25 protein-coding genes are annotated in these 22053 nt (G+C 64.3%); 12 read left to right on the top strand and 13 right to left on the bottom strand.

Annotated features, from left to right (window positions below):
* The first annotated feature begins 10 nt into the window (after positions 1-10).
* Both JST30_10655 and recJ read left to right on the top strand, forming a co-directional pair.
* Positions 11-1903: a M48 family metalloprotease gene (locus JST30_10655; protein ID MBS1714783.1), complete on the top strand. Its 1893-nt coding sequence runs from the start codon at positions 11-13 to the stop codon at positions 1901-1903.
* Positions 1904-1944: 41 nt separating this feature from the next.
* On the top strand, positions 1945-3669 hold the full coding sequence (recJ, locus tag JST30_10650) for a single-stranded-DNA-specific exonuclease RecJ (protein ID MBS1714782.1): 1725 nt from the start codon (positions 1945-1947) through the stop codon (positions 3667-3669).
* Here recJ and JST30_10645 read toward each other — a convergent pair.
* From JST30_10645 to JST30_10635, 3 genes are read right to left on the bottom strand one after another with little or no spacing between them, the layout of a single operon-like run.
* Positions 3651-4634: a serine protease gene (locus JST30_10645; GenBank protein MBS1714781.1), complete on the bottom strand. Its 984-nt coding sequence runs from the start codon at positions 4632-4634 to the stop codon at positions 3651-3653. The two genes, recJ and JST30_10645, sit on opposite strands and share 19 nt — an antisense overlap.
* The gene (locus JST30_10640; GenBank protein MBS1714780.1) at positions 4615-5361 is read right to left on the bottom strand and encodes a hypothetical protein; all 747 of its coding nucleotides are present in this window, start codon (positions 5359-5361) and stop codon (positions 4615-4617) included. Before JST30_10640 ends, JST30_10645 begins: the two co-directional genes overlap by 20 nt.
* Positions 5358-6011 carry a sigma-70 family RNA polymerase sigma factor gene (locus JST30_10635; protein ID MBS1714779.1) on the bottom strand — a complete coding sequence of 218 codons (654 nt, stop codon included), beginning with the start codon at positions 6009-6011 and terminating at the stop codon, positions 5358-5360. Before JST30_10635 ends, JST30_10640 begins: the two co-directional genes overlap by 4 nt.
* Positions 6012-6119: 108 nt before the next feature.
* Here JST30_10635 and rpsT point away from each other — a divergent pair, with 108 nt between their 5' ends.
* Both rpsT and JST30_10625 read left to right on the top strand, forming a co-directional pair.
* Positions 6120-6389: a 30S ribosomal protein S20 gene (rpsT, locus tag JST30_10630; GenBank protein ID MBS1714778.1), complete on the top strand. Its 270-nt coding sequence runs from the start codon at positions 6120-6122 to the stop codon at positions 6387-6389.
* 95 nt (positions 6390-6484) lie between these two features.
* Entirely contained in the window at positions 6485-6973 is a 489-nt protein-coding gene (locus JST30_10625) for a GNAT family N-acetyltransferase (protein MBS1714777.1), read from the top strand.
* Here the strand turns inward: JST30_10625 and ilvC are convergent.
* Together ilvC and JST30_10615 are read right to left on the bottom strand one after the other, a co-directional pair.
* Positions 6970-7926, bottom strand: a complete 957-nt coding sequence (gene ilvC / locus JST30_10620; protein ID MBS1714776.1) for a ketol-acid reductoisomerase — start codon at positions 7924-7926, stop codon at positions 6970-6972. The two genes, JST30_10625 and ilvC, sit on opposite strands and share 4 nt — an antisense overlap.
* Positions 7910-8533, bottom strand: coding sequence for a bifunctional (p)ppGpp synthetase/guanosine-3',5'-bis(diphosphate) 3'-pyrophosphohydrolase (locus tag JST30_10615; protein ID MBS1714775.1), 624 nt, complete (start codon positions 8531-8533; stop codon positions 7910-7912). Before JST30_10615 ends, ilvC begins: the two co-directional genes overlap by 17 nt.
* Here JST30_10615 and JST30_10610 point away from each other — a divergent pair.
* The 6 genes from JST30_10610 to lepB (JST30_10585) all read left to right on the top strand — a co-directional run bounded on the left by JST30_10610 (position 8532) and on the right by lepB (JST30_10585) (position 14515).
* The gene (locus JST30_10610) at positions 8532-9440 is read left to right on the top strand and encodes a hypothetical protein (protein ID MBS1714774.1); all 909 of its coding nucleotides are present in this window, start codon (positions 8532-8534) and stop codon (positions 9438-9440) included. The two genes, JST30_10615 and JST30_10610, sit on opposite strands and share 2 nt — an antisense overlap.
* Positions 9428-11506, top strand: coding sequence for a polyphosphate kinase 1 (gene ppk1 / locus JST30_10605; protein ID MBS1714773.1), 2079 nt, complete (start codon positions 9428-9430; stop codon positions 11504-11506). The genes JST30_10610 and ppk1 overlap by 13 nt, the downstream gene beginning before the upstream one ends.
* Before the next feature lie 16 nt (positions 11507-11522).
* Positions 11523-12245 carry a tRNA (guanosine(37)-N1)-methyltransferase TrmD gene (gene trmD, locus JST30_10600; GenBank protein MBS1714772.1) on the top strand — a complete coding sequence of 241 codons (723 nt, stop codon included), beginning with the start codon at positions 11523-11525 and terminating at the stop codon, positions 12243-12245.
* 3 nt (positions 12246-12248) lie between these two features.
* Positions 12249-13172: a signal peptidase I gene (gene lepB, locus JST30_10595; GenBank protein MBS1714771.1), complete on the top strand. Its 924-nt coding sequence runs from the start codon at positions 12249-12251 to the stop codon at positions 13170-13172.
* 68 nt (positions 13173-13240) lie between these two features.
* On the top strand, positions 13241-13591 hold the full coding sequence (gene rplS / locus JST30_10590; GenBank protein MBS1714770.1) for a 50S ribosomal protein L19: 351 nt from the start codon (positions 13241-13243) through the stop codon (positions 13589-13591).
* A 3-nt stretch (positions 13592-13594) separates the two neighbouring features.
* Entirely contained in the window at positions 13595-14515 is a 921-nt protein-coding gene (lepB, locus tag JST30_10585) for a signal peptidase I (protein ID MBS1714769.1), read from the top strand.
* Here the strand turns inward: lepB (JST30_10585) and JST30_10580 are convergent.
* A complete protein-coding gene (locus JST30_10580) occupies positions 14512-15234 on the bottom strand; it encodes a class I SAM-dependent methyltransferase (protein MBS1714768.1) in 723 nt (240 codons plus the stop codon). The two genes, lepB (JST30_10585) and JST30_10580, sit on opposite strands and share 4 nt — an antisense overlap.
* Before the next feature lie 58 nt (positions 15235-15292).
* On the opposite strand from JST30_10580, the gene JST30_10575 reads away from it, so the two are divergent.
* Together JST30_10575 and rpsD are read left to right on the top strand one after the other, a co-directional pair.
* Positions 15293-15715, top strand: coding sequence for a hypothetical protein (locus JST30_10575; protein MBS1714767.1), 423 nt, complete (start codon positions 15293-15295; stop codon positions 15713-15715).
* A gap of 330 nt (positions 15716-16045) precedes the next feature.
* Positions 16046-16654 carry a 30S ribosomal protein S4 gene (gene rpsD / locus JST30_10570; GenBank protein MBS1714766.1) on the top strand — a complete coding sequence of 203 codons (609 nt, stop codon included), beginning with the start codon at positions 16046-16048 and terminating at the stop codon, positions 16652-16654.
* Between the two features lie 61 nt (positions 16655-16715).
* Here the strand turns inward: rpsD and JST30_10565 are convergent, their stop codons facing one another.
* From JST30_10565 to JST30_10535, 7 genes are all read right to left on the bottom strand, one after another.
* The gene (locus tag JST30_10565; GenBank protein MBS1714765.1) at positions 16716-17501 is read right to left on the bottom strand and encodes a tryptophan synthase subunit alpha; all 786 of its coding nucleotides are present in this window, start codon (positions 17499-17501) and stop codon (positions 16716-16718) included.
* Between the two features lie 3 nt (positions 17502-17504).
* Positions 17505-18494 (bottom strand): NAD-dependent epimerase/dehydratase family protein, encoded by a 990-nt coding sequence (locus JST30_10560; GenBank protein ID MBS1714764.1) that lies wholly within the window; start codon positions 18492-18494, stop codon positions 17505-17507.
* The gene (locus tag JST30_10555; GenBank protein MBS1714763.1) at positions 18491-19228 is read right to left on the bottom strand and encodes a hypothetical protein; all 738 of its coding nucleotides are present in this window, start codon (positions 19226-19228) and stop codon (positions 18491-18493) included. The genes JST30_10560 and JST30_10555 overlap by 4 nt, the downstream gene beginning before the upstream one ends.
* 58 nt (positions 19229-19286) lie before the next feature.
* A complete protein-coding gene (locus tag JST30_10550) occupies positions 19287-20066 on the bottom strand; it encodes an ABC-2 family transporter protein (protein ID MBS1714762.1) in 780 nt (259 codons plus the stop codon).
* Positions 20063-20725 (bottom strand): TrkA family potassium uptake protein, encoded by a 663-nt coding sequence (locus tag JST30_10545; GenBank protein ID MBS1714761.1) that lies wholly within the window; start codon positions 20723-20725, stop codon positions 20063-20065. The genes JST30_10550 and JST30_10545 overlap by 4 nt, the downstream gene beginning before the upstream one ends.
* Positions 20725-21183 (bottom strand): TrkA family potassium uptake protein, encoded by a 459-nt coding sequence (locus JST30_10540; protein ID MBS1714760.1) that lies wholly within the window; start codon positions 21181-21183, stop codon positions 20725-20727. The genes JST30_10545 and JST30_10540 overlap by 1 nt, the downstream gene beginning before the upstream one ends.
* A 121-nt stretch (positions 21184-21304) precedes the next feature.
* The gene (locus JST30_10535) at positions 21305-21949 is read right to left on the bottom strand and encodes a fibronectin type III domain-containing protein (protein MBS1714759.1); all 645 of its coding nucleotides are present in this window, start codon (positions 21947-21949) and stop codon (positions 21305-21307) included.
* Between the last annotated feature and the right edge of the window lie 104 nt (positions 21950-22053).

Below are 22053 nucleotides of genomic sequence, written 5' to 3'. Positions count from 1 at the left end.
TAATCCGACGTTGACCCAGAGCGACTACCTGGCCTTGATCGACCGGATGTCCGAGCTGAACAGGAGCGATCCCCGCGCCTATCGTGCCCGCGTCCGCCGGTTCGTGCGCTTGGGATATTGGGCGTATTCGGGCCATCTGATCCTCCTATTGTCCTGCCTTTGCCTCATGACCGTCGCGACGGTCATCGTTCGCGGCCCGGCCTTGTTCCTGCTCGTGCCGATCCTGCTGGCGACCGTGGTCGTCGTCCGCTCGATGTCGGTCCGCCAACCCCCGACTGAGGGCCAGAGACTCAGTGAAGAGGACGCACCTGGGCTCTATGAAGACGTTCGGGCCACGGCGCTGGCCCTCAAGGCGAAGGCGCCGGACGCGGTCTACTTGGACACGACGTTCAATGCCGGAGCTTCGGCTTCGTTCAGGTTCGCGACGTTTGGAGCGGAGATCCGGCTCCACTTCGGTGTCGAGCTCCTTCTCTACCTGTCACCAGAGGAAGCCCGTAGCGTCCTCGCCCACGAGATCGCCCACCACTGCCGTCGGGACGTCGTGTTCGGAGCCGCGAACGACCGTCTCGTGCAGATGTGGAGGAACCTGATGCAGCCGGACCAGACGGGCTATTCCGGGGCTCCGATGCGGCCGTTCTTGCGATGGTATCTGCCCCGCTTGGAAGCCATGACGGTCGTATTGAGGCGCGAAAACGAGCACGAGGCAGACCTTTTGGCCGCCCAAGTGACCGGAAACGAAACGACCGTCCGCGCCCTGACCCGGATCAGAGCGGGCTCGGACCTCTGGCTGGAGCCGTTCCAAGAGACGTACTGGCCCGAGGCGGCGTCACGCGATTCTCCTCCCGAGGACTTTCTCCAGAGGCTCGCGGAATGGCCCCTGCCGACACCAGAGGCCTTCGATCGTGCCGTGACGCGGATCGCGCACAAAGAGACGGGCCCCTACGACTCCCATCCGTCCACTGCCGACCGGATCGCCCGGATCGAGCCTGGTCTGGATCCCAGGGCCGAAAGTGGGCGGCACGACCTGGTCCCCTTGTGTACGGCCCGGTCCGAAGGAACAGCCCTGGACGCCTGGCTCAGGCCCGACGTCAAAGTGGCCTGTCTTCATGCGTTCGACCGTAAGATCGCGGAAGAAATCGGACCGACGTGGCCCGAGAAAGTCCGCCAATGGCGCGAAGACTTGGCCCGGCTTTCCGACAGTGACGTCGAGCATCCTGATGCCGACGCCCCAGAAAGCGAACTTTGGGACAAGGCACGGGCCGTGAGGCGGATCCATGGCAACGGAGCCGCGCTGCCTTGGGCGATGGCCGCCTACCGGGCTGGAAGCCAAGGTTGCGAACAGAAGCTCTGGCTCGGAGGCCTCTATGCGACGGTGGACGACCCCCGGTGCATCGACCTGCTCGAAGCAGCAAGCAACGACCCGGATCACGAGGCGGCCGCATGGGAAAACCTTTGCCGTTACTACGCTTCGACCGGCGACTGGGAGGCGGAAGCTCAAGCGTACGACCGTTACCGCGCCAGCATGGCGACCGAGAACGAGATCGAAGCGTGGCTCTCGGACTTGAAGAACGACGGTCATTCCGTTGCCGCCGACCTCCCTCCAGAGCAAAGGGCCGCCCTTGTCGCCGTTCTCAAGGAAGACCCTGAGGTCACGGCCGTTTACACCGTGCGCCGCACCCACCCGGTCCGGAACCGACAAGCCGACCTCGTCGTCGTCGCGTTTTCGCCGGCAGGCTTCCACGTCGACAGGGCGAAGTTCGTCAAACCCAAGCTGGAAAGGCTGCAGGGCGTGGTTCCGCTCCGCGAAAGCGCGGTCCTCTGGGTCGTCCTCAAGGGATCGGTCCAAGAAAGGGCCGCCGCCGGGATACCGGGCACGTGCGTGTACCGGACCGCCCGACCCTGACCCAGGACAAAGACCCCTCGACAATCGTCTATCATCTTGGGATGGTCGCGACGGTGCCCGAGCGGGCGGTCTGGGCGGTTCCGGCACGGGATCCTGTCGCCGAACGCAAACTCAGGGACGAACTGGGCCTGTTGCCGGTCGTCGCCGCCGTCCTCGTCGCACGCGGTCTGACCGATCCGGCCGCGGCCGAGAAGTTCCTCGATCCGACGCTCGATCAACTGCACCCGCCGTCGCTGCTCCCCGACTATGAAGCGGCCGTCAGGGCCGTCCTCGGTGCCAAGGAGAGGGGCGAAACGATCTATGTCCACGGCGACTACGACGTCGACGGCGTGACGAGCGCGGCGTTGTTCACACGGTTCCTGAAGCGCGTCGGGTGCACCGTCGTCCCCCACGTGCCCCACCGGATGCGAGAGGGGTACGGCATCCATCTGGACGCCGTGCGATGGGCCGCGGAGCAAGGTTGCAAGCTCTTCTTGACCTGCGACTGCGGAAGCAGCGCCCATGAGCAAGTCCGCGCCGCCAACGAGGCGGGCATGACGGTCGTCGTGACCGACCATCACCAAATCGGAGAGGACCTGCCCGAAGCCGTCGCCGTCGTCAACCCCCACCGTTCCGACTCCCGCTACCCATGGCCGGAACTTTCGGGCGTCGGGGTCGCGCTCAAACTTTGTGCAGGACTGACCGAAGAACTCGGCCATAAGTCCGAAGCGTTTTACCGGGCGTACCTCGACTTGGCCGTCCTCGGGACGGTCGCAGACGTTATGCCGCTCCTGGGCGAGAACCGCGTGATCGCTTTTCACGGCCTTCGGTCCCTCAAAGAAAGCAACAAAAAGGGGGTCCAGGCGTTGCTCCGGATCAGCGACCTGACCTCGAAGCCGAAGCTCACACCGAGACACGTCGGGTTCCAACTCGGCCCCCGGATCAACGCCGTCGGTCGGATCGAAGACTCGAGCACGGCGCTCGACCTCCTCTTGACCGAAGACACGACCGAGGCCGAAGACCTTGCGAAGGAGCTGGACAGGGTGAACGAACTCCGACGCGCCGAACAACTCCGGTGCGTCGACGAAGCCGTCGCCATGGTCGAGGGACGGGAACGGCCCCTTGGGAACACGGTGTTCGTCTCCGACGCGACCTGGCACCCCGGTGTCATCGGGCTCATCGCCGGTCGACTTGTCGAACGGTTCCGCCGACCTGCGTTCGTCCTTTCGGTGCAGGACGGCGTCGCGAGGGGTTCGGCGCGTTCGATCCCCGGATTCGATCTTGGCGAAGCCGTCCGAGCCATGTCCGGCATCGTCCTTGGCGGTGGGGGCCACGCGATGGCAGCGGGCCTTTCCGTCGTTCCGGACCGATTGACCGAGCTCGAAGAGGCTCTAGAGACTTACGCCGGAGCGCATTTGCGGCCCGAAGACTTCGTGAGGCGGATCCAGGCCGATGCGGAACTCAGTCACGACGAATGCGGTCCCGAGTGTTACGAAGAGCTGTCCCGACTGCAACCGTTCGGCACCGGCAACCCCGATCCAGTGTTCGTCTGCCGCGGCGTCACGTTGTCGACGGTCGTCCCGACCTCGAAACCCGAACACGTCCGCGTCACCATGGGGACGGACTCGGGGATCCGGCACGCCATGGCCTTCGGCTTCGGTCAGGAGCTTTCAGCCCGCGAGCCCGGTTGCAAGGTCGACGCCGTCTTCTCGATCGAAGAGAACGTGTTCAACGGTAAGTCGACCGTCCGTTGGACGTTGATCGACGTTCAAGACAGCGACTGCTGAGACACGACGGGCACCCTGACGGTCAAGTCCACGCCGGCGCGCCGGACCTTCAGCTCCATCGTGTCACCGACGTTCGACTGGAACACGGCGATCGCGAAGTCCACGTGGCTTTGGACAGGCTTTCCGTCGACAGCGACGACCAGGTCGCCGACTTTCAATCCTGCCTTGTCCGCGGACGAACCCGCCACGACCTCTTCGAGGAGGGCGCCCGGTTCCGGGCCGGAGCGGAAGAACACCCCGATGCTCGGATGAAGGACTTTGTGCGACGGGCTCAAGAGTCCCTGGACCACCCGCTCGAGGACGGCCGGGCTTAGGGCGTAAGCGACGGTCATTCCTTGTGGACCGTAATTGGACTGCTTGGCGTCCCTGTCGAAAGTCTTGGTCAGGGTGTTCTGGCCGACGTTCGCCGGGGACACGAGGGTCGCTCCGAGGACGCCCACCAGCCGGGCCGAAGAATCGAAAACAAGGGCGCCGCCGATGGGCGCGATATTGGACTCGAGGCGGATCTCGGAGAGGGGGGCGTACCGGAGGGACGGTTTGATCTGCCCGATACGGTTGTCTCGGACGAGTTCGCCCCGCAACGGGCCGGTCGGGGTCGCGGCGACGACCTTGCTCCCGAGGGCGAGCTTGCCGGTGACCTTGACAGGCTCTGGCCCTGTAATCGGCCAGTTTTCGGCCCGCAAGAGCGCGAGTTGGGTCTGTTCGTCGACCGCCGTCAGCGTCATCGGGACCAGACGTCCGTTGATCGTTCCCACGACCGCGTCGAGCTGGACGGCGCTCCGGTGGGCCAGAAAGAAGCCGCGGGCGTCGATCAAAACGGCCAGGCCGGCCGGTTGACCGATCCCGTCGATCCGGGCCAAGACGGGCTTGACCTTCTCCCACACCGGGTCTTGAAGGGCCGCCTGCTGCTGGCCGGCCGCGACCGCGTGGGCGACGACGAAAAGACTAACCGCCGAACAGAACATCTTTGGGCCTGCTCACCTCTTTGGCGTCGCTGACGCCGGTCTCCGGGTTCAAGTCGGGAGAGACGACCACGACCGGCTCCGGTTCCGGCTTGTCGGCCGAAACGGGCGTCGCTTCCGGCCTGGTCGGTTCGGTCGATCGGAGGGTGGTCCCCGTCGCTGCCATCGCGACACGGTTCACGGCGTCGACCACGGTCCTTTCCTCGCCGGCACCGGCCGGCTTAGGGGCCGAACTCCGAATTCGGATGCGCCTCGTCGACGATACGTCTTCCAGTTTCGGCGAGAAGCCTTCTGACCGCAAGTCGGCCATGACGGGTTCCGGCGAGGTCATCGCGACGGCTTCTCCGGTCGGCGCGCTCGAACGGTCGGACCCCCGGGACGCCACTGTTCCGGCGTCGGGAGACGTAGCGCGAGGCGGACCGGCCTGAGGAACGGCGTCGGGGAGTCCGTTCATGCGGGTGACCGCGATCACGGCGAGCGCAGCGGCCGCTGCCGTCGGGATCCAGAACCAGCGGGCAGGCGAACGGGCCGGGACGGCGCGGCTCGCCAGGATGGCGTTCTTGACCCTGTCGGCCGTCAATTGGCACTCCGGGACCTCCTTCAACGCCGCCAGATCCCTCTTCAGGCCTTTCAGCAGGTCGAGTTCACGGTTTTCGGACGGGCCGAGGGCCGGCAAGTCTTGGACGGCGCCGTCGAACGCCGCATCGATCAATCGGTCCTTGTCCTTCACAGCGACTGCTCCTTCGACCGGTTCAGCACCTTGTCGCGGAGGGCACGGCGGGCCCTCAACACCCTGAGCTTGGCCCCGCCTACGGTGCAGTTCAAAAGGCTGGCCATGTCTTTGTAGTCCATTTCTTCGATGTCGCGCAACACGATCATGTTGCGGTGATGGTCCGGAAGCTCCGCCAGCGCCTGTCGGAGCACCGCGATCCTGCGGTCCGATTCGAGGTTTTCCACCGGATCGTCGACGTTCCCGACGGTCATCCAGGCCAGCGCACCTTGTGAGCCGGACTCCTGGGCCTCGAGGGCCGCCCGGCGTTGCACCATCCGCGCACGGTCGGTGCTCAGGTTCGTGGCGATGCGGAGGAGCCACGTCGTGAACTTGGCCTCGTCCCGATAGCGCTGAAGGTTCTGGTGAGCCCTGACGAAGACCTCTTGGGTCAAGTCTTCGGCGTCGTCCCGCCGGTTCGTCATCTGATAGACGAAGCGGTAGACGAGGTCGCGGTGGCGCTCGAAAAGGGCTTCGAACGCGCTGTAGTCCCCTTCACGGGCCCTGGCGACGAGCGACTCGTCACTGTCGCGATCGTGCCGCGTCTCCATCGATGCGCTTTTTGCCGGCATCTGAAGGTTCAACCCCAGTGCGTTCCTCGCGGCCATCATACACTCGTTTGACGGTCGTGACCGCGCCTTGTTACGCTAGACGCCGCAGGACGGGACCAGGTTCGGGCCCATCCGGCCTCCCGGCGTGCTATACTCCTTCCTCCACCTATGGCCAATCTGAAAGCGTCCAAGAAGGACATCCGCCGGAGCGAGCGGGCGCGGGACAAGAACACCGCCGCGAAATCGGCGTTGAAGACCTACATCAAGAAGGCGCGCAAGGCGGCCCAGGACAAGGACCAGAAGGCCACGGCAGGAGCGGTCGCAACGGTCAACAAGTTCCTGGACAAGGCTGTCCAGAAGGGCGTCGTCCACAAGAACCAGGCGGCAAGGCGCAAGAGCCGGGTCGCGAAGGCCGCGAACAAAGCCCTCTCCCAGTAATCCTTCTTTTCCTTAGGGGAAACCTGCGGGCTCCCCAAGGCTGTATTGTCCCATGATCTGTTTGCACCGTTTCTTTTTGGAGAAGTGCCCGACCTGTGCCCGTCCGACTACAGCGCATCGACGATTCGAACCGTACGCTCTTTGAGCGTTTGCTGCAGTTTTACGGTCACGACCTGAGCGAGTTCGAAGAGCACGAGCCGGACTTCGACGGGAGCTTCTGCGACGGTGCCCGCGCCAAGGCTTACTCCGACGGTTCGGCCGACGTCCAGATCATCTCCATCAAAGGTAAGCCGGCGGGCTTCATCGTCTGCAGCGTCGCCGACGGCCCCCGCCACAGCACCGTCCTCGACGTCTTCGTCCTTCGTTGCTACCGCCGCCTCGGAATCGGCTCGCTTGCCGTCGAGACCGTCCTGGAAGGCCGGGAAGGGCCCTGGACGGCCGAGTTTTCGGCGGACAACCGTCCGGCGCTCAAGTTCTGGCGGTCTTTTCTGACCAAGTCCGGGTTCCGGAGCGTCCGGGAACTGACCCAGGACGAGGGCCGGTCCGTTCGGATCGAATTCGACACCCGGGAACGGTCGTCTTAGTCGCCGTCCGGAAAGAGTCCCCGACGGGTCTGTTCAAGAAGGCTCGCTCCTTCGGCTTCGCGCTTCTGTTTGAGTCGGGGCTTCCCGCTCGAAGCCTCGATCAGCCATTCCTGGGCGAACTCTCCAGACCGGATCCGGGCCAATGATCTGGCCATCGCCGCCCGGACTTCGTCACCGACGACGACCGGCCCTACCTGGTAGCTGCCCCATTCGGCCGTGTCGCTGATCCGTCGTTTCATGCCCGCCACGCCGTGCCGCGCGATCAGATCGGCCAGGAGCCGGACCTGATGGACGCACTCGATGTAGGCGACTTCGGGCGAAAATCCGGCCCCGACCAAGGTTTCGAAGGCGGCCGTGGCCAACTCCGGCATGCCGCCGCACAGGACGGCCTGCTCGCCGAAAAGGTCCGCCTCGGTCTCCTCGCGGAAGTCGGTCGGGATCAGGCCGGCGCGGGCGCAACCGATCGCCCAGGCATAAGCTGCGGCCAGGGTCAAACCGTCCATAGGGTCCGACGCGATGAACGCCGGAAGGCCGCTCCCGCCTACGAACGACTCCCGAAGGGCGGTCCCTGGACCCGACGGTGACACGAGGACGCACGTCCGGCCTTCCGGCTTCACAAGGCCGTACGTCAGTGCGAACCCGTGGGCGAAGACGAGGGCCGCTTCTGCCGCCAATGCGGGCCTGACCGAGCTTTCGAACACCTGGCCCATGGATTCGTCCGGGACCGTGAGCACGACCGTGTCCGCTCCGGCCACGACCGTTTCGACGTCCAGGGCCGGAAAGCCGTCCGATTCGGCCTGGGTGCGGCTGTCGCCCGGCCGGGTGCCGACACTGACGTCCAATCCACGGTCCCGCAGGTTCAGGGCGTGGGCCCGGCCTTGGTTCCCATATCCGACGACGGCGATCCTTCGGCCGAGGATCGGCGAGGGGTCGACGTCACTTTCGTACAGCACGGCGAGCCTTCTTGTCCTTTGGTTTTACGGTCTGCTCCGCTTCCTCTTTGAGCCGGGCCCATAACCGGGGGTTGACCGTCTTTGGGACGATCTTCAGGATGCGCCAAGTTTGGTCGGCATAACGGGCGAGTTTTTTGCCCCGCTTGGTCGACCGCGCTTCCTTCAGGTTCGAGATCCGGTCGGCCAACTTGACCGTCGCCGCTTCGGGGCTCATGCCGGCGATCTCCGAGAGGAGCATCGCCGAACGCAAAGCCCAAACGGCGTCGGCGGTCAATCCGTCGGTCACGTCGGGACCGGGCTCGGTCCGCGTCAGCTCTTCGACGAGCGAGGCCGTTTTCTCGCCGAACCGAGACCGGACGTCGCCCACGGTCGCCGACGTCTCCTCGACGACGTCGTGCAGCACGGCCGCGCAAAGGAGGTCTTGGTCCTCGACTTTGCCGACATAACGCACGAGGGACAACACTTCCAGCGGGTGGCAGAGATAGGGAACGGGCACGTCCCCGTCGCGCCACTGACCCCTGTGAAGCTCTTCGGCCCATTCGACCGCTTCCATGAGTCCGCCTTCCGCCACGAGTCCAGCATGGCACAGCCAGTACAATGCCGGCATGCGAGAGGTGATCGCGGCGGCCGACATCGGCAGCAACACCGCGCACCTTTTGGTCGCCCGGATCGGGCCAAGGGGCTTGGAACGCCTCGCCAACGTCAGCGAATGGCTTTCACTGGGACAGGTCGTCAGCCACGAAGGCGTGATCCCGAGATCCGACGCCGCGAACCTGGCCGCTGTGATGAGGCGGTTCCGCGAGACGGCCCACGACCTGGACGCCGGGCACTTCTATGTCTTCGCCACGGAAGCCGTGCGCCGGGCCCGGAACCACCGCGCCGTCTTGACCGCCGTCCGCAAGGAGACGGGAGTCACCATCGATTTAATCTCCCCACAACGTGAGGCCGAGCTAGGATTGAAAGGCGTGCAAGCCGACGCGTCGATGACGGGCCGCTTCGTCCTGGTCGAAGCCGGAGGGGGCAGCGTCCAAGTCGCCCATTGCCAAGACGCCGACCTCCTGCAGGATGCTTCCCTGCCCCTGGGAACGGGCGTTCTGATCGACAAGGCGGGGTTGAGCCAACCGCTCCGACCCGCCCAGTCCGTTCGCTTGAAAACCGTGATCGATAAGGTCTTGACCGGGTTGCCCGCGTTCTCGGACGCCAAAGCCATGGTCGCGTGCGGCGGGGTCGCGCGCGGTCTGTGGCGCGCCCTCCATCCGGATCTCTCGCCCGTCCTCCACCGAAAGGAACTCGAGTACTTGGCCTGGTCGGCCTCACGGTTGGGCATCGCGGCGATCGCACGACGGTTCTCTGTCAAGCCGAAACGTGCGGCGACCCTGGTCCCTGGCTCCCTGGTCTATCTCGCGTTGATGGAACGGTTCGGTTTCGAGGAAGTGACCGTGAGCGCGTTCGGCGTCCGAGAGGGGGCCGTCCTTGAAATCTCCCAAGGCAAGGTCGTGACGTGCAGACCATGAAGGGACCGTCTGGGCGGCGCGACCCACGCTCGGAACGTTATGTCAACCGGGAGCTCAGTTGGCTCGCGTTCAACGAGAGGGTCTTGAAGGAGGCGGCGAACCTTGACAACCCGTTGCTGGAACGCCTGAAGTTCCTCGCCATCTTCGAATCGAACCTGGACGAGTTCTTCATGGTCCGTGTGAGCGGCCTCATCGAGCAAGAGTCGGGCGGCATCACCGAGACGACGCCCGACGGCCTGACCCCGACCGAACAACTAAGGCTCATTGCAGACCGGGCGCTCCCCATGCGGCTCGAAGGCGGCCGGTTGTGGGCCAAAGAGCTGCTTCCCGCACTGTCTGCCGAGGGGATCGAAGTCATCGGGCCCCACGACGCCCGGCTGGACGCCGACGCGGTCAAAGAGCACTTCGAAAGGAACGTTTTCAGCCTCTGCACGCCCTTGCAGATGGAGCCCGTCAGCCGGTTCCCGTTTATCTCGAACCGCAGTCTGAACCTCGCTTTTGAACTCGAAGACGAAGAGGGTTACAAGCTGGCTCGGATCAAAGTCCCCACGATCTTGCCTCGCCTTGTGCCCGTCGATCCCCGAACAGGCGTCTATACCTTCCTCGAACACGTGATCGCGCGCAATTCGGAGGCCTTCTTCCCCGGCGTCCACGTCCGGGCCGTCCACCGCTTCCGGGTCGTCCGGGACGCCGACGTCGAGGTCCGGGAGATCGAGGCGGCCGACCTGATCACGGCCGTCGAACAATCTTTGAACCTGAGGCGGTTCGGAGACCCCGTCCTGCTCGAATACGAGGACGATGGCGACACGGCTTGGGCCGACCATGTCCGGCAGCGGCTCGAACTCGACGAGCTGGATTGCTGGGCCGTGCCTGGACATTTGGGATTCGACGCCCTGTGGGAACTGCACGGTATCGATCGGAAGGACCTCAAGTATCCCCAGCACGTCCCTACTCTCAGGCACGATCTGAGCGAGCCGGACTCGATCTTTGAGGCCGTAAGGTCCGGAGACGTCTTGCTCCACCACCCATACGACAGCTTTCTTCCCGTCGAAAAGTTCGTAGAGTCCGCCTCGTTGGACGACAAGGTCGCGGGACTCAAAATGACCCTTTACCGCGTCGGGGCCAAGTCGCCGATCGTCGACAGTCTTCTCGACGCGGCCCAGCAAGGCAAGCAGGTCGCAGCGATGGTCGAACTGAAAGCTCGGTTCGACGAGAGCAACAACCTGGTCTGGTCGCGCGCTCTGGAACAAGCCGGGGTGCACGTCACATACGGGTTCCGCGACAAAAAGGTCCATTGCAAGCTCTGTCTGATCGTCAGGCAAGACCCGGACGGTGTCCGGACGTACGCCCACATCGGAACGGGCAACTACAATCCTGACACGGCCCGAACGTACACCGACTTGGGCCTCTTCACCTGCGACGAAGAGGTCTGCCAGGACGTCGTCGAACTCTTCAACACCTTGACCGGCTTCTCGAAGCAGTCGGCCTACCGCAAGTTGCTCGTCGCGCCCTACAACCTGCGGGAAGAGGTCATCGACCGGATCGAGCGTGAAATCAAGCTGCACGTCGCCCAAGGGGGCGGCCGCATCCTTTTCAAGCTCAATTCTCTGGTCGACCCTGAAGTGATCGACGCCTTGTACGAAGCGAGCGCGGCGGGGGTCGAGGTCAAGCTCGCCGTCCGAGGGATCTGCTGTTTAAGGCCCGGCGTCAAGGGCCTGAGCGAGAACGTCGAAGTCGTCAGCATCGTGGGCCGGTTTTTGGAACACTCGCGGATCTATCTTTTCGAGAACGGCGGCGACCCCGACGTCTGGATCGGAAGTGCAGACATGATGCGCCGCAACCTGGACAGAAGGATCGAAGTCCTCGTCCCCGTCACCGACAAAGACCAGGTCCGATACCTCCGCGACGACGTCCTGCTTCGGCACTTCCAGGACAACGTCAAGGCATGGACGATGACGCAGGAAGGCACGTACGAGCGCACGGACCGCAAGGGACCCCGCTTCGAACTCCAGGAGTTCTTGACGCATGGACCCGCATCGAACCTGGCCGTACGGGAGCCAGAGTAGACGGTAGCATTCTCCTGTGCGCATCGACTTCGTGACGCTCTTTCCAGAGATGGTCCAACGATCGGTGTCGTTCAGCATCATGGCCCGAGCCCGGTCGTCCGGCGCCGTCACCTTCGAAACGGTCGACCCGAGGACGTTCGCGACCGACAAGCACCGTTCGGTCGACGATTCCCCGACGGGAGGCGGTCCAGGCATGGTCATGATGGCGCCGCCGGTGCACGAAGCCTTGAAATCCATCGGAGCCTGTCCGGACACGAGAGGCGACGCCCGGGTCGTCCTGATGGATCCCGCAGGCGTCCCCTTCCGCCAAAGGCACGCACGCGACCTCGCGTCCTGCCCCCGGCTCGTCCTCGTGTGCGGACACTACGAGGGACTGGACGAACGGGTTCGGACCCGGCTTTGTACCGACGCCTTCTCCGTCGCCGACTTTGTCGTCACGGGAGGCGAACTCCCGGCGCTGATGGTCGCCGACTCCGTCGTCCGGCTCCTCCCGGGCGTCCTCGGCGACCCTGAAAGCCACGAAGACGATTCCTTCGAAGGGGGCCTGCTCGGGCATCCGCTTTACACCCGTCCGAACGAGTTCCTCGGAGAGCGCGTTCCGGACGTGCTTCTCAGCGGCGACCACGGCCGGATCCGGTCTTGGCGCCGCGCCCAGGCCCTGAAGAGGACCAGGGAGTCCCGGCCCGACCTTTTCGCCGCGTCAATACTCCACCGCCAGGACGTTTCGCTTCTCGAATAACCCATGTTCAACCTCACGGACCTTCTCGCCCAGAACCAGATGATGACGATCGTCGACAAGTTGGGCCGCACGCCCCTGAGCCAGATCTTCGTTTTGGGCCTCGTCCTGACCGTCGTCCGCGTGGTCCTCTACCCCTATTTCAAGAAGACACCGCAGCATAAGCGCTATGGGACGTACGGCGTGGCGAAGACGGTCGACGGCATCGCCGACGCGATCGTCTACGCGTCGATCGTCGTCTTCATGCTCGTCCGTCCGTTCTGGTTCCAAGCGTTCACGATCCCCTCGGGTTCGATGATCGACACGCTCTTGATCGGCGATTTCGTGTTCGTGAACAAGTGGGTGTACCGAGGCGGCGAACCGAAAGACGGCGACATCATCGTCTTCAAGCCGCCGGTCGTCGCATTGGAACCGGGTCAAGACCCCGGCACGTTCTTCATCAAGCGCCTGATCGGCTCGCCCGGCGACACGATCGAGTGGAAGGACAAGAAGATGTACCGGAACGGTCGACTCGTCGAAGAGAAGCACGCGGGCTACACCAAGCCCGGCTATCCGGAGGGCCCGCGGGCCCCGGAAAGCATGTGGCCGATGATCCCTCAGCCGGACTTCAAGCTCGTCGAAGACGGCGGTCAGACGGTCCCTGTCCAGGTCCTCGGCGACTATGTCAACAACTACTCGATCTCCCTCGACATGCTGCAGCCCAATTCGATCGGGACGAAACAGCCGTACTGGCCGAAGGACAAGTCCCAAGCGATGAAGTGGAAGGACGCCCCTCCCGCCAAGGTGCCCGCTGGCTATTTCCTGTTCATGGGCGACAACCGGAACGGGTCGTCCGACGGACGTTTCTGGGGGCTCGTCCCGAGGGAGAGCATCGTCGGCCGCGCCGACTTCATTTGGCTGCCCGTCGCCCGGTGGCGGAAGCTCGACTGACGAGGCCCAACACCGCCACGCCCGCCTGGGTCATAATTTCCGTCCGCACCCCGTAGACGGAGACGACCATGAACAAGCAGGCGATACTGGACAGCGTTGCCAAAACGTATCAGAAGGACGACGTGCCCGACATCAAGCCTGGCGATACCGTGCGGGCCCACGTCAAAGTCCGTGAAGCCGGCAAAGAGCGCATCCAGGTCTTCGAAGGCATCGTGATCGCCGTCCGCCACGGCGGCATCGCCAAAAACGTCACCGTCCGGAAGATCAGCGGAGGCATCGGCGTGGAACGGACGTTCCCCGTCCATTCGCCCAACGTCGCGAAGTTCGAGATCACGCGGCGTGGCAAAGTGCGCAGGGCCAAGCTCTACTATCTGCGCGACAAGGTCGGCAAAGCGGCGAGGATCGAGGAAAAGCGCTAGGCCGTGCCGCCCTTCGGAGCTTTGCTCGCCCAAAGCGAACCAGGGGGCTTCGTCCTTTGGATCGACCGGCTGGCAAGGGCTCCCCTCAGCATCGTCCTCCTGTTCGTGCTGTCGCTGACCCTCGTCCGGGTCGCGGTTTACCCCTACCTCAAGTCCGTCGAGCCTGACGACCGGGGCAGCCTCTACTCGTTCGCCCGGATCGTGAACGAGGTCTGCGACGCGGTCTGCTATGCGGGAGTCGTCGTCTTCATGCTCGTCCGACCGTTCGGGATCCAGACGTTCTTCATCCCGTCAGGGTCGATGATCGACACCCTGAACCTCTACGACTACATCGTCGCGAACAAGCTCGTCTACCGGGTGCAAGAGCCTCGACACGGGGACATCGTCGTGTTCAAACCGCCGAAGCGGGCGTTGGGCCACGACCAAGAGGACACCGACTTCATCAAACGCCTGATCGGCCTTCCCGGCGACGTCATCGAGTGGAAGGGCAAGAAGTTGGTCCGGAACGGGCGCGTGGTCGACGAACCCTACGTCGACTACACCGTCGATCCGAACGGGCCCGTCGCGCCGAAGGACGAGTGGGAAACCGTCATGCAGGCCGACTTTAAGCTCGTCTTGGACGGAGACCGCGTCGTCCCGGTCCAGTACTCCCCATCGACGGTGAACATGTTCCCTCTCGACGACCAGGTCATCGACGGTCTCACGACCTGCGCCCCGGAGTACATCCCCAACGACCTTCGGCAGGCCAAAGCATGGCGGGACGCCCCGGCTGTCGCCGTGCCCCCGGGCTATCTGCTCTTCATGGGCGACAACCGCAACGGCTCGTACGATTGCCGCGGATGGGGCCTTGTCCCCCGGGCGAGCGTCATCGGCAAGAGCGAAGCCATCTTCTTCCCGCTCAACCGTTGGCGCTGGACGCGCTAAACGGGCTTCCGCCAGGACGTGACCCAGAAGTTCGGGACGCGCAGACAGTCCGTTAACCCGGCGTGCCGCCGGACCGCTTCGGGCTCTGGCACCGGCTCCCAAAACCCCTTGAGGTCCAGGCCTGCACCTAAGAGGGCGCCAAAGTAGTCCGAAAGCGGGCGATGGTAGTTGACGATCCGGATGCCGCACCATTCGGCGATGAAGCCCGACTCTGCGGCATAGTGGTCGAGAGGCCAGTGGAGCTTTCGCCCCCGGTCGTCTTTGACCCATCCGGTCGCCGGGCCCAGGGCCGTGTTGACGTTCGCGGCGATGAAACGTCCGCCTGGCGTCAAGACGCGCGCGGCTTCCTTGATCGCGGCCCGATAGTCGTCGATGTCGCACAACGTGAGGTAGCTCACGACCGTCTCGAAGCTCGAGTCAGCGAATGGCAAACGCTCTGCCGAAGCCATCAGGTAGCGGCCGTCCGGGTCCAGGGCAGCGGCCCTTGCGACCAAAGCCGGTGTCGGATCGATCCCCGTGCACGCGAAGCCTCGAGGGCCCAGCATCCGGCAGAAGCGGCCTTCTCCGCATCCGACGTCAAGGACTCTGCGTCCCCCCGCCCTTTCGACAAGGCCGAGCATGACCGGATCGAGCAGGAGGTCGCGGTTCGGGTCGCCCGATTCCACCCTGTCGATCCAGGCTTGGGCCGAGGACTGCCAGTGGTCGCCCGATCGGGTCATAACGGTCGGTTCTACCCGTCCGGCGGGCCGTAGGCCCGGTCCGGTCAGAATCCTCAAAATGGAAACCACCGCCCTTTTCCGAACGGTCTCCGACGATGCCCGCTATCAACTGGAAAAGTCTTTGGAAGGGCTAGACGAGAGTTCCGCAGACGCCAAACCGGGTGCCCATACGATGTCGGCCAGAGAAACCTTGGCGCACCTTGCCGAATGCTACGTCGCCGGGACGGCGCATCTGGAAGGCGGTCAGCACGAATGGGGCACGTTCAAGCCGAAGGCCACGGATTTCGACGCCCTCCGGAGCGAGACGTTCGCCCACCGCGACCGCTTTTGCGATCTGGTCTCGCAGAACCCGACCGAGGACGCGGTCAAAACGGCCTTCACGTACGGATCCAGCCACGACTTCTACCACGTGGGACAGCTCTGTTCCCTTCGGCTCTCCCTCGATCCCTCTTGGGACGCGTATTCGATCTACAAGTCCTAGACCTCTAGGGACCTGTCCAGGCTCATAGGCATCACGGTCGACGATGCGCCTGTCCCTGCATTCGGTGTCGGCTGCCTTGGCCGGAGGCGCCGCACCCTGTGGCTGAGACGGACCGGCTTTGCCCGCCAGGGACCGGTAGGGCCGGTACGACAGAACCGGAGGGTTGTGCCATAATGACCGTCCATCGCCCGCCCGGAGCCGTTTTCGGCCCCGGTGCGAAACCCATTGGAACGGCTTGATGAACAAGCATGGCGAACGGGACATCGGCCGATCGTGCCGAGAGCGGCTCCTTGCCGCGCCCGTCCGCCCTGCGAAAACGAGAAACGAAGCATGGCGACTTATCGAGGAAGACGAAGCGACATTTGCCGCAAGGTCGGCTTTAACATCTGGGGACAGGCCAAGTGCCCGTCGTCCAAGCGGCCCTACCCGCCCGGACAGCACGGCCCGAACATGCGCGAACGGCGCATGTCCGAATACGGCGAGCAACTCTTGGCCAAACAGGTCATCCGGCGCTACTACGGGATGCTTGAAAAGCAGTTCCGGAACACGTTCGAAAAGGCCAGCAAGATGCACGGCAACACCGGCTTGAACTTCCTCCGGCTTCTGGAGATGCGGTTGCAGACCCAGGTCTACCGCCTCGGCTACGCCAAGACAATGGAGCAGGCGCGCCAACTCGTCAGCCACCAGCACATCTTCGTGAACGGCAAGCTGGTCGACATCCCCAGCTACACTTGCCGCGTCGGAGACGTCGTCAGCGTCCGCGACCGCGAGAGCAGCAAGGGGATCGCCCGCCGGAGCCAGTACGAAGGCGCCGCCGTTCCTGTCTACATCGAACCGGACGTGGCCAACATGGCCGGTAAGATCGTCACGCTGCCCGAGCGCGAGGACTTCCCGAAGTTCTTCAACGAGCAGAGCGTCGTCGAGTTCTACGCCCGCTAAGGAACCCTGTCGGCCCTCTTCGGACTGGCCTCCGGAGAGGGCCCTTTTATGCGCGGCCGGTTCAGCAGGTCGCGTCTTTCAAGCGACGGACCGCCTCGACGACCTTGTCCCTTCCCCGCCCGCCGTCCCATTCCTTGGCCAACAGGCCGACCAACCAGGAACCGACGATCGCCCCGTCGGCGAAAGCGCAGACGGCCCGGACGTCGTCGGGCGTGCTGATCCCGAAGCCGACGCAGACGGGCGAGCCCGTTCGGGAGCGGATCCTTCCGACAAGGTCTTCGGCTTCGTCCCAGCCCGAGTCCGACGATCCCGTGACGCCTGTCCTCGAAACGGCGTAGACGAACCCGGTCGCGTTCTCGCAGACGAGCGCGAGCCGATCAGGGGTCGAAGTCGGAGCGGTCAAGAAGACGGTATCGAGCCCAACGGCATGGGCGGCCGTGACCCAAGAGCCCGCTTCGTCAGGCGTCAGGTCGCAAACGATGACGCCGTCGGCACCGGCGCCCACGGCCTCCCTGGCGAAAACGTCGAACCCGCGGCGCAGGATCGGGTTCATATAGCCCATGAGGACGAGCGGAACGTCCGGCCTCCGTTCTAAGGCTCGGAACACTTGGGACGTCGTCACACCACGTTCCAAAGCCCGTTGGGACGCGGCTTGGATGACGGGACCGTCGGCGATCGGGTCGCTAAAGGGGAGGCCGACCTCGATCACGTCCGCGCCGCCTTCGACGAGGGCCTCAAGGATTCCCGGAAGGTCGTCGAGCGACGGATCGCCGGCCGTGACGTACAGGATCAAGGCCTTCTCGCCCCGGGTCGAAAGGTCGGCGAACGTCCTCGAAAGCCGGCTCATCGGCTAACCTGCCCCGGCTGCGGCCAGGGCTTCGTCCTCGGCGGCATAGTCGGGGGCCGTCGCCTGGGTCGGCGGGTTTTCCCTCTCCCAGGCGACCGTGATGCGCAAAGCCTCGCTCAACGGTTTGGTCTCCGCATAGCCCAGTTCCCGACGGATGCGTTCGGAGGACACGGCCACGTCGTAGCTGAAGTCCGTCGGCGACTTCAAGTGTTCGGGCAGAGCCGCATCCTCGACGGTCTTGACCACTCCTGTCCAACCGACGGCCCGTCCGATCGCGGCCACCCACTCCGCCTCGGTCATGAGCGTCTCGTAGGCGGCGTTGTAAAGCTTGGGCCCTTGTCCGGCGCCTTTACCCGCCAAGGCGATCGCATGGGCCATGTCGTCGACGTAGCCCCGGCACGAGGTCCAACGGGCCTGCTGCCGGCCCAAGAGGATGGCAGGGCGGCCGTCGTCCATCCGCCGCAGGTATTCGAACAAACGGTGCTGGTAGTCGTTGGGTCCGAAGACCATCGGCAGCCGTACGACCGTCCCTCCCGCTGCGAGGACTTTCTCCTCGACCAGGATCTTGTCGTAGTCGTCGATCCACGGGTCGCGCTTGGCCCTCTCCGTCCCTCGATAGGGATAACGGGAATCGCGGAGGTGCGCGTCTTCGTCCAGCGGCACCGGGTCGGGATCGGCCGAATCCGTCCCGATCGCGCAGCCGAAGTTGCGATAGACGTCGCAACTGCTCGCGACGACGAACGGGCAGGCCGAAGCGTCGACGAGGTCGACCGCGTCCTGCGCCGTCATGCACATCATGTCGACGATCAGATCCGGCTTGGACTCGCTGACCGCACGCTTCAAGGCCCCGGCCTCGCGCCTGTCGCCCTGGATATGACCGGCACCGGAGCCGCCCGTCCGCGTGAACGTCGTCACGTCGTGCAGGTCGGCGGAATAGCTCTGAGCGAGGCGCAGTCCCATGAACCGCGTCCCCCCGATGATGAAGACCCTCACTCCTTAATGACCTGGGTGTATTTGTTCTCGGTGATGCAGCCCCGTTGGTTCGAATGGGCGATGAGCTCGACCGAAATCGGGCGGGCCGTCGTCTTCTCGATCCAGACCGTCAACGTGACCTTCTCCTCTTCCATACTGGCGGGGAGGACGACCGCGATCTTATAGGTGTCAAAACCGCGGATCTTCTCTTCGGCCTCGACGTTCGCCTTGGCGGGGATCTTTCCGCCCGGGTACGGGTAGTACTCCCACGACGAGCCGACGCCGATCGCTTTCTCCGGCAAGAACCCGTTCAAGGTGTTCGTCATCGGATCGAGTTCCTCCGGCCGCTTGACCTGGTCGACCATGCGCGAGTCCCAGACGATCGTGTGCGTCTCAGGCTTCTTGCCCTTCGTCTCGACTTCCGCCTGCTGCTTCCAGATCCCGCTTCCCGTCACTTTGTCGAACGTCGTGTACTTGCGGATCGTGGTCTTGCCGTCTTTCACGTCGACGACGTTCATCGAGACCACGCCCTCGATGACGGCCGAGCCCTTACCTGGCGCGTATTCGCGCATCGCCTTGTCGTTCGGGTCGACCTTACTCGGGTCGATCCAGGTGTCGACCTTATAGTCGTAAGACCAGGTGTCGCCCTTTTTCAGGTTCAACCGCAACACTTTCGTCGAAGGGCTGCACCCTGCGACGGCCAAAACGACGGTCAGACCGAACGCTAGACCCAGGACACTGCGACGCTTGAGCATGTTCGTCTCACTATTTTGGCACGGTGGAGAGTTCCCGCTCGGACGCCGGACCGCCCCGCTAGGCTCCGAACCCGGCATAACGCCGGACTCCTGCCCGGAAGAGGACCCGCCCCAGCCACAAGAAAACAAGGGTCCAGGCCACCTGCGCCCCGATCCCTGCCCAGAACACGCCCCCCGAAGCCTTGCCGAACAGCACCTCGACGGGGAACGCCACCGTATACCGGAAGTGCGTGCATCCCGCCAGTCCCTGGACGGCCGGCGGGAACGCTCCGAGCGGCACCACGCGCCCTGAGAGCAACAGCTCGGGAAAGTAGTAGACCTGGAAGATCGAGATGAACTCGGTCGTCCAAAGCGTCACGAGGGCCATGCAGTACGCCGCCGCGAAGGCCAGGACCTGGCCGAGGACCGCGGAGAGGACGAACTCGGGCCCGAAGCGGAGGCCCGTCCAGTCCGGACGACCGTAAAGCGGGAGCAGGACGAGGACGACAGGCACGAACAGCACCGCCTTCGCAAGCCTCCAGGCGACGTTGCGCACGAAGCTCGCGAACAGGTAGGAGACCGGGCGCAGCAGTTGGCTCGAAAACGCACCTTCGCGGATGTCGACCGCGATGTCCCACAACAAGTGGCACGTCACGAACTGGCTGACGCACATCGCCGCGACGTAGTACGCGACCGTCTGCCCCGGCCCCATGCCTGCGACGCCGCCCACCGCGCTCCAGACGAAGGGCATGAGCAAAGCCGTCTGCATGTCGGCGAGCACCCAGATCACGGCCGCTGCCTTATAGGCGAAGACGTCCGCCGCGTACAACCGGAAGAGCGCGACGGCTTTGCGGATCAATGCGCGGTCAGGACCGACCGGAAGTCTTCGGCGCTCACGGTCGGGACGAGCGTCACGAGCATGTCGCCGATGCGGAACTCGGTGTCGCCGTCCACGGTCACACCCTGCCCGTCGCGCAGCATCCAGACGATGAACGCCCCTTGTGGCAGGCTCAGGTCGCGCACTTTCTTTCCGACGAGCGGAGAGCGGCTGCTCAGACTGGTCTCCACCACCTCGACGTTCCCCCGGTGCAGCGCCCCGATCGGCACGATGTCGTCACCCTGCAACTGTTGCTCCAGGAGCGAGAAAATAATGCCCGTCGCGCTGACCGTGTGGTCGATCCCGATCTCGCGGAAGATCTCCTCGTGGTCGGGGTCGTTGACCCTCGCCAAGACACGCTTGACGCTCCACTGTTCTTTGGCGAGCTGGCAGACGACGAGGTTGTCTTCGTCCTCGCCCGTCACCGCGACGACGACGTCCGCACGGTTGAACCCGGCCGACTTCTGCGTGTGGATCTCGCAGCCGTCCCCGTGCATGACGTGCTCGTCCCCGAGCACGTTCGAAAGCCGTTGGGCCGAGCGCGAGTCCTTTTCGAGGATCAGCACCTCGTGGCCGCGAGCGATCAGCCGCTTGGCCAGTTGCATCCCGACGTTGCCGCCTCCGACCAAGACTAGGTACATCAGTTCCCCCCCGTCGGCGGCGTGATCATGACGTTGTACTGGTCGATCGACTTGTAATCGTTCTCGGAGAGGAAGTCGCGGCACATCCCCGCGATGAGGGCGCTCGCGTTGATGCAGAACAGCCCCAACTTTCGGTACGCCTCCGCCCGCATCGGATCGGCCACCTTGACCGCGATCCGTGCGACCTTATACTTGCGCTGGACGATCTGTGCGGCCATCAGGTTCGTGTTGTCCCCCCGCGTCATCGCCATGAACGCGTCGGCTTCGGCGACGCCCGCCTTCAGGAGCACGTCTTCGTCCAAACCGTCTCCGACCACGATCCGGCACGGATAGCTGGTGCCCAAGCGGCGGAGCGCCTCGGGGTCCCTCTCGACAAGGGTGACGTTATGGCCGTCGGCGGAAAGGTGCAAAGCCAGCATCGCCCCGCTCCGGCCGCACCCCAATATCAAAACGTTCATGAAGACCGACGGGCAGGATACCAGCGGACCGGGCCAAGGGTTCAGGGTTCGGGGGTCAGGGGTAGGGGTAGGAGTAGGTGGCCTGGCCGTGCCTACCCGGTCCGCGACCCCCCGGTCCCCCCTAGGCCGCCAGGCTCAGGGCGCCTTCGCCGCCAGAGGCATAGATCGGTGCCTCGTTGGAAGGGAGCGACGTCAGGTCGTTCTTCGTCGCCGTCACTCTGAACCACGTCGTCACACCCGGCGCAAAGCCGTTGACCGTGGTCCGCGCCTTGTTCGTGCTCGTGACGAAGTCCCATCCGCCCGTCGCGCCGCGGGACTCGACGAGGAACGAGACGCCCGTCGGGTTCCCGTTCCGCTTCCACTTCAGATTGACGGAGCCGTCCGCGAACGGGGCCGCCAAGAGGTCGAGCGGCTGTTGCGGCACGACCGGGGTCCCGCCCGTGTCATGGACGGCGAAACCTGCCGCCGCGATCATCTCGTCGGTGACGTTCGGGTTGTTGTAGATCACAGCCCCGACGACGCTGAGTACGTTGATGAGGTTCGCCCGGTCGGCGCGCTTGCCCTCGTAAGCGGCCTTGAGCGCGGCCGTCTTAGCCGTGACCTCGGTCACGTCCGCGTCAAGGGCGTTAACGGCTAACGTGACCGACGTGATCTGCGGCAAACTGACGCCATATGCGGCAAGGTTAGCCTGGATCACTGTCGCGGCTTGGTGAGCCGTTTGACTGAGCGAAGAATCGCTTTTTCCCTGGAAATCGTTGCTTGCCATCGTTGTTCGTCCAAGAGCGTCGGACCGCTCCTTCCTCAATAGGGAGATCGGCACGTCTGGCCATGGACAAAAGGGCAAAGGCCACCTTTCCCTGCAATTTCTTC

It is taken from the genome of Armatimonadota bacterium (assembly GCA_018268395.1).
Taxonomy (GTDB): domain Bacteria; phylum Armatimonadota; class Fimbriimonadia; order Fimbriimonadales; family Fimbriimonadaceae; genus JAEURO01.
This window is presented reverse-complemented; position numbering and strand designations above follow the sequence as displayed.

Excerpts from the sequence above, each read along its gene's own strand:
- JST30_10615 (MBS1714775.1), bottom strand. The coding sequence starts at position 8,533 with ATGCCGGCATTGTACTGGCTGTGCCATGCTGGACTCGTGGCGGAAGGC.
- JST30_10610 (MBS1714774.1), top strand. The coding sequence starts at position 8,532 with ATGCGAGAGGTGATCGCGGCGGCCGACATCGGCAGCAACACCGCGCAC.
- JST30_10645 (MBS1714781.1), bottom strand. The coding sequence starts at position 4,634 with ATGTTCTGTTCGGCGGTTAGTCTTTTCGTCGTCGCCCACGCGGTCGCG.
- rpsT (MBS1714778.1), top strand. The coding sequence starts at position 6,120 with ATGGCCAATCTGAAAGCGTCCAAGAAGGACATCCGCCGGAGCGAGCGG.
- JST30_10580 (MBS1714768.1), bottom strand. The coding sequence starts at position 15,234 with ATGACCCGATCGGGCGACCACTGGCAGTCCTCGGCCCAAGCCTGGATC.
- rpsD (MBS1714766.1), top strand. The coding sequence starts at position 16,046 with ATGGCGACTTATCGAGGAAGACGAAGCGACATTTGCCGCAAGGTCGGC.
- lepB (MBS1714771.1), top strand. The coding sequence starts at position 12,249 with ATGTTCAACCTCACGGACCTTCTCGCCCAGAACCAGATGATGACGATC.
- JST30_10535 (MBS1714759.1), bottom strand. The coding sequence starts at position 21,949 with ATGGCAAGCAACGATTTCCAGGGAAAAAGCGATTCTTCGCTCAGTCAA.
- JST30_10540 (MBS1714760.1), bottom strand. The coding sequence starts at position 21,183 with ATGAACGTTTTGATATTGGGGTGCGGCCGGAGCGGGGCGATGCTGGCT.
- JST30_10635 (MBS1714779.1), bottom strand. The coding sequence starts at position 6,011 with ATGATGGCCGCGAGGAACGCACTGGGGTTGAACCTTCAGATGCCGGCA.
- JST30_10565 (MBS1714765.1), bottom strand. The coding sequence starts at position 17,501 with ATGAGCCGGCTTTCGAGGACGTTCGCCGACCTTTCGACCCGGGGCGAG.
- JST30_10575 (MBS1714767.1), top strand. The coding sequence starts at position 15,293 with ATGGAAACCACCGCCCTTTTCCGAACGGTCTCCGACGATGCCCGCTAT.
- JST30_10545 (MBS1714761.1), bottom strand. The coding sequence starts at position 20,725 with ATGTACCTAGTCTTGGTCGGAGGCGGCAACGTCGGGATGCAACTGGCC.
- recJ (MBS1714782.1), top strand. The coding sequence starts at position 1,945 with ATGGTCGCGACGGTGCCCGAGCGGGCGGTCTGGGCGGTTCCGGCACGG.
- rplS (MBS1714770.1), top strand. The coding sequence starts at position 13,241 with ATGAACAAGCAGGCGATACTGGACAGCGTTGCCAAAACGTATCAGAAG.
- JST30_10555 (MBS1714763.1), bottom strand. The coding sequence starts at position 19,228 with ATGCTCAAGCGTCGCAGTGTCCTGGGTCTAGCGTTCGGTCTGACCGTC.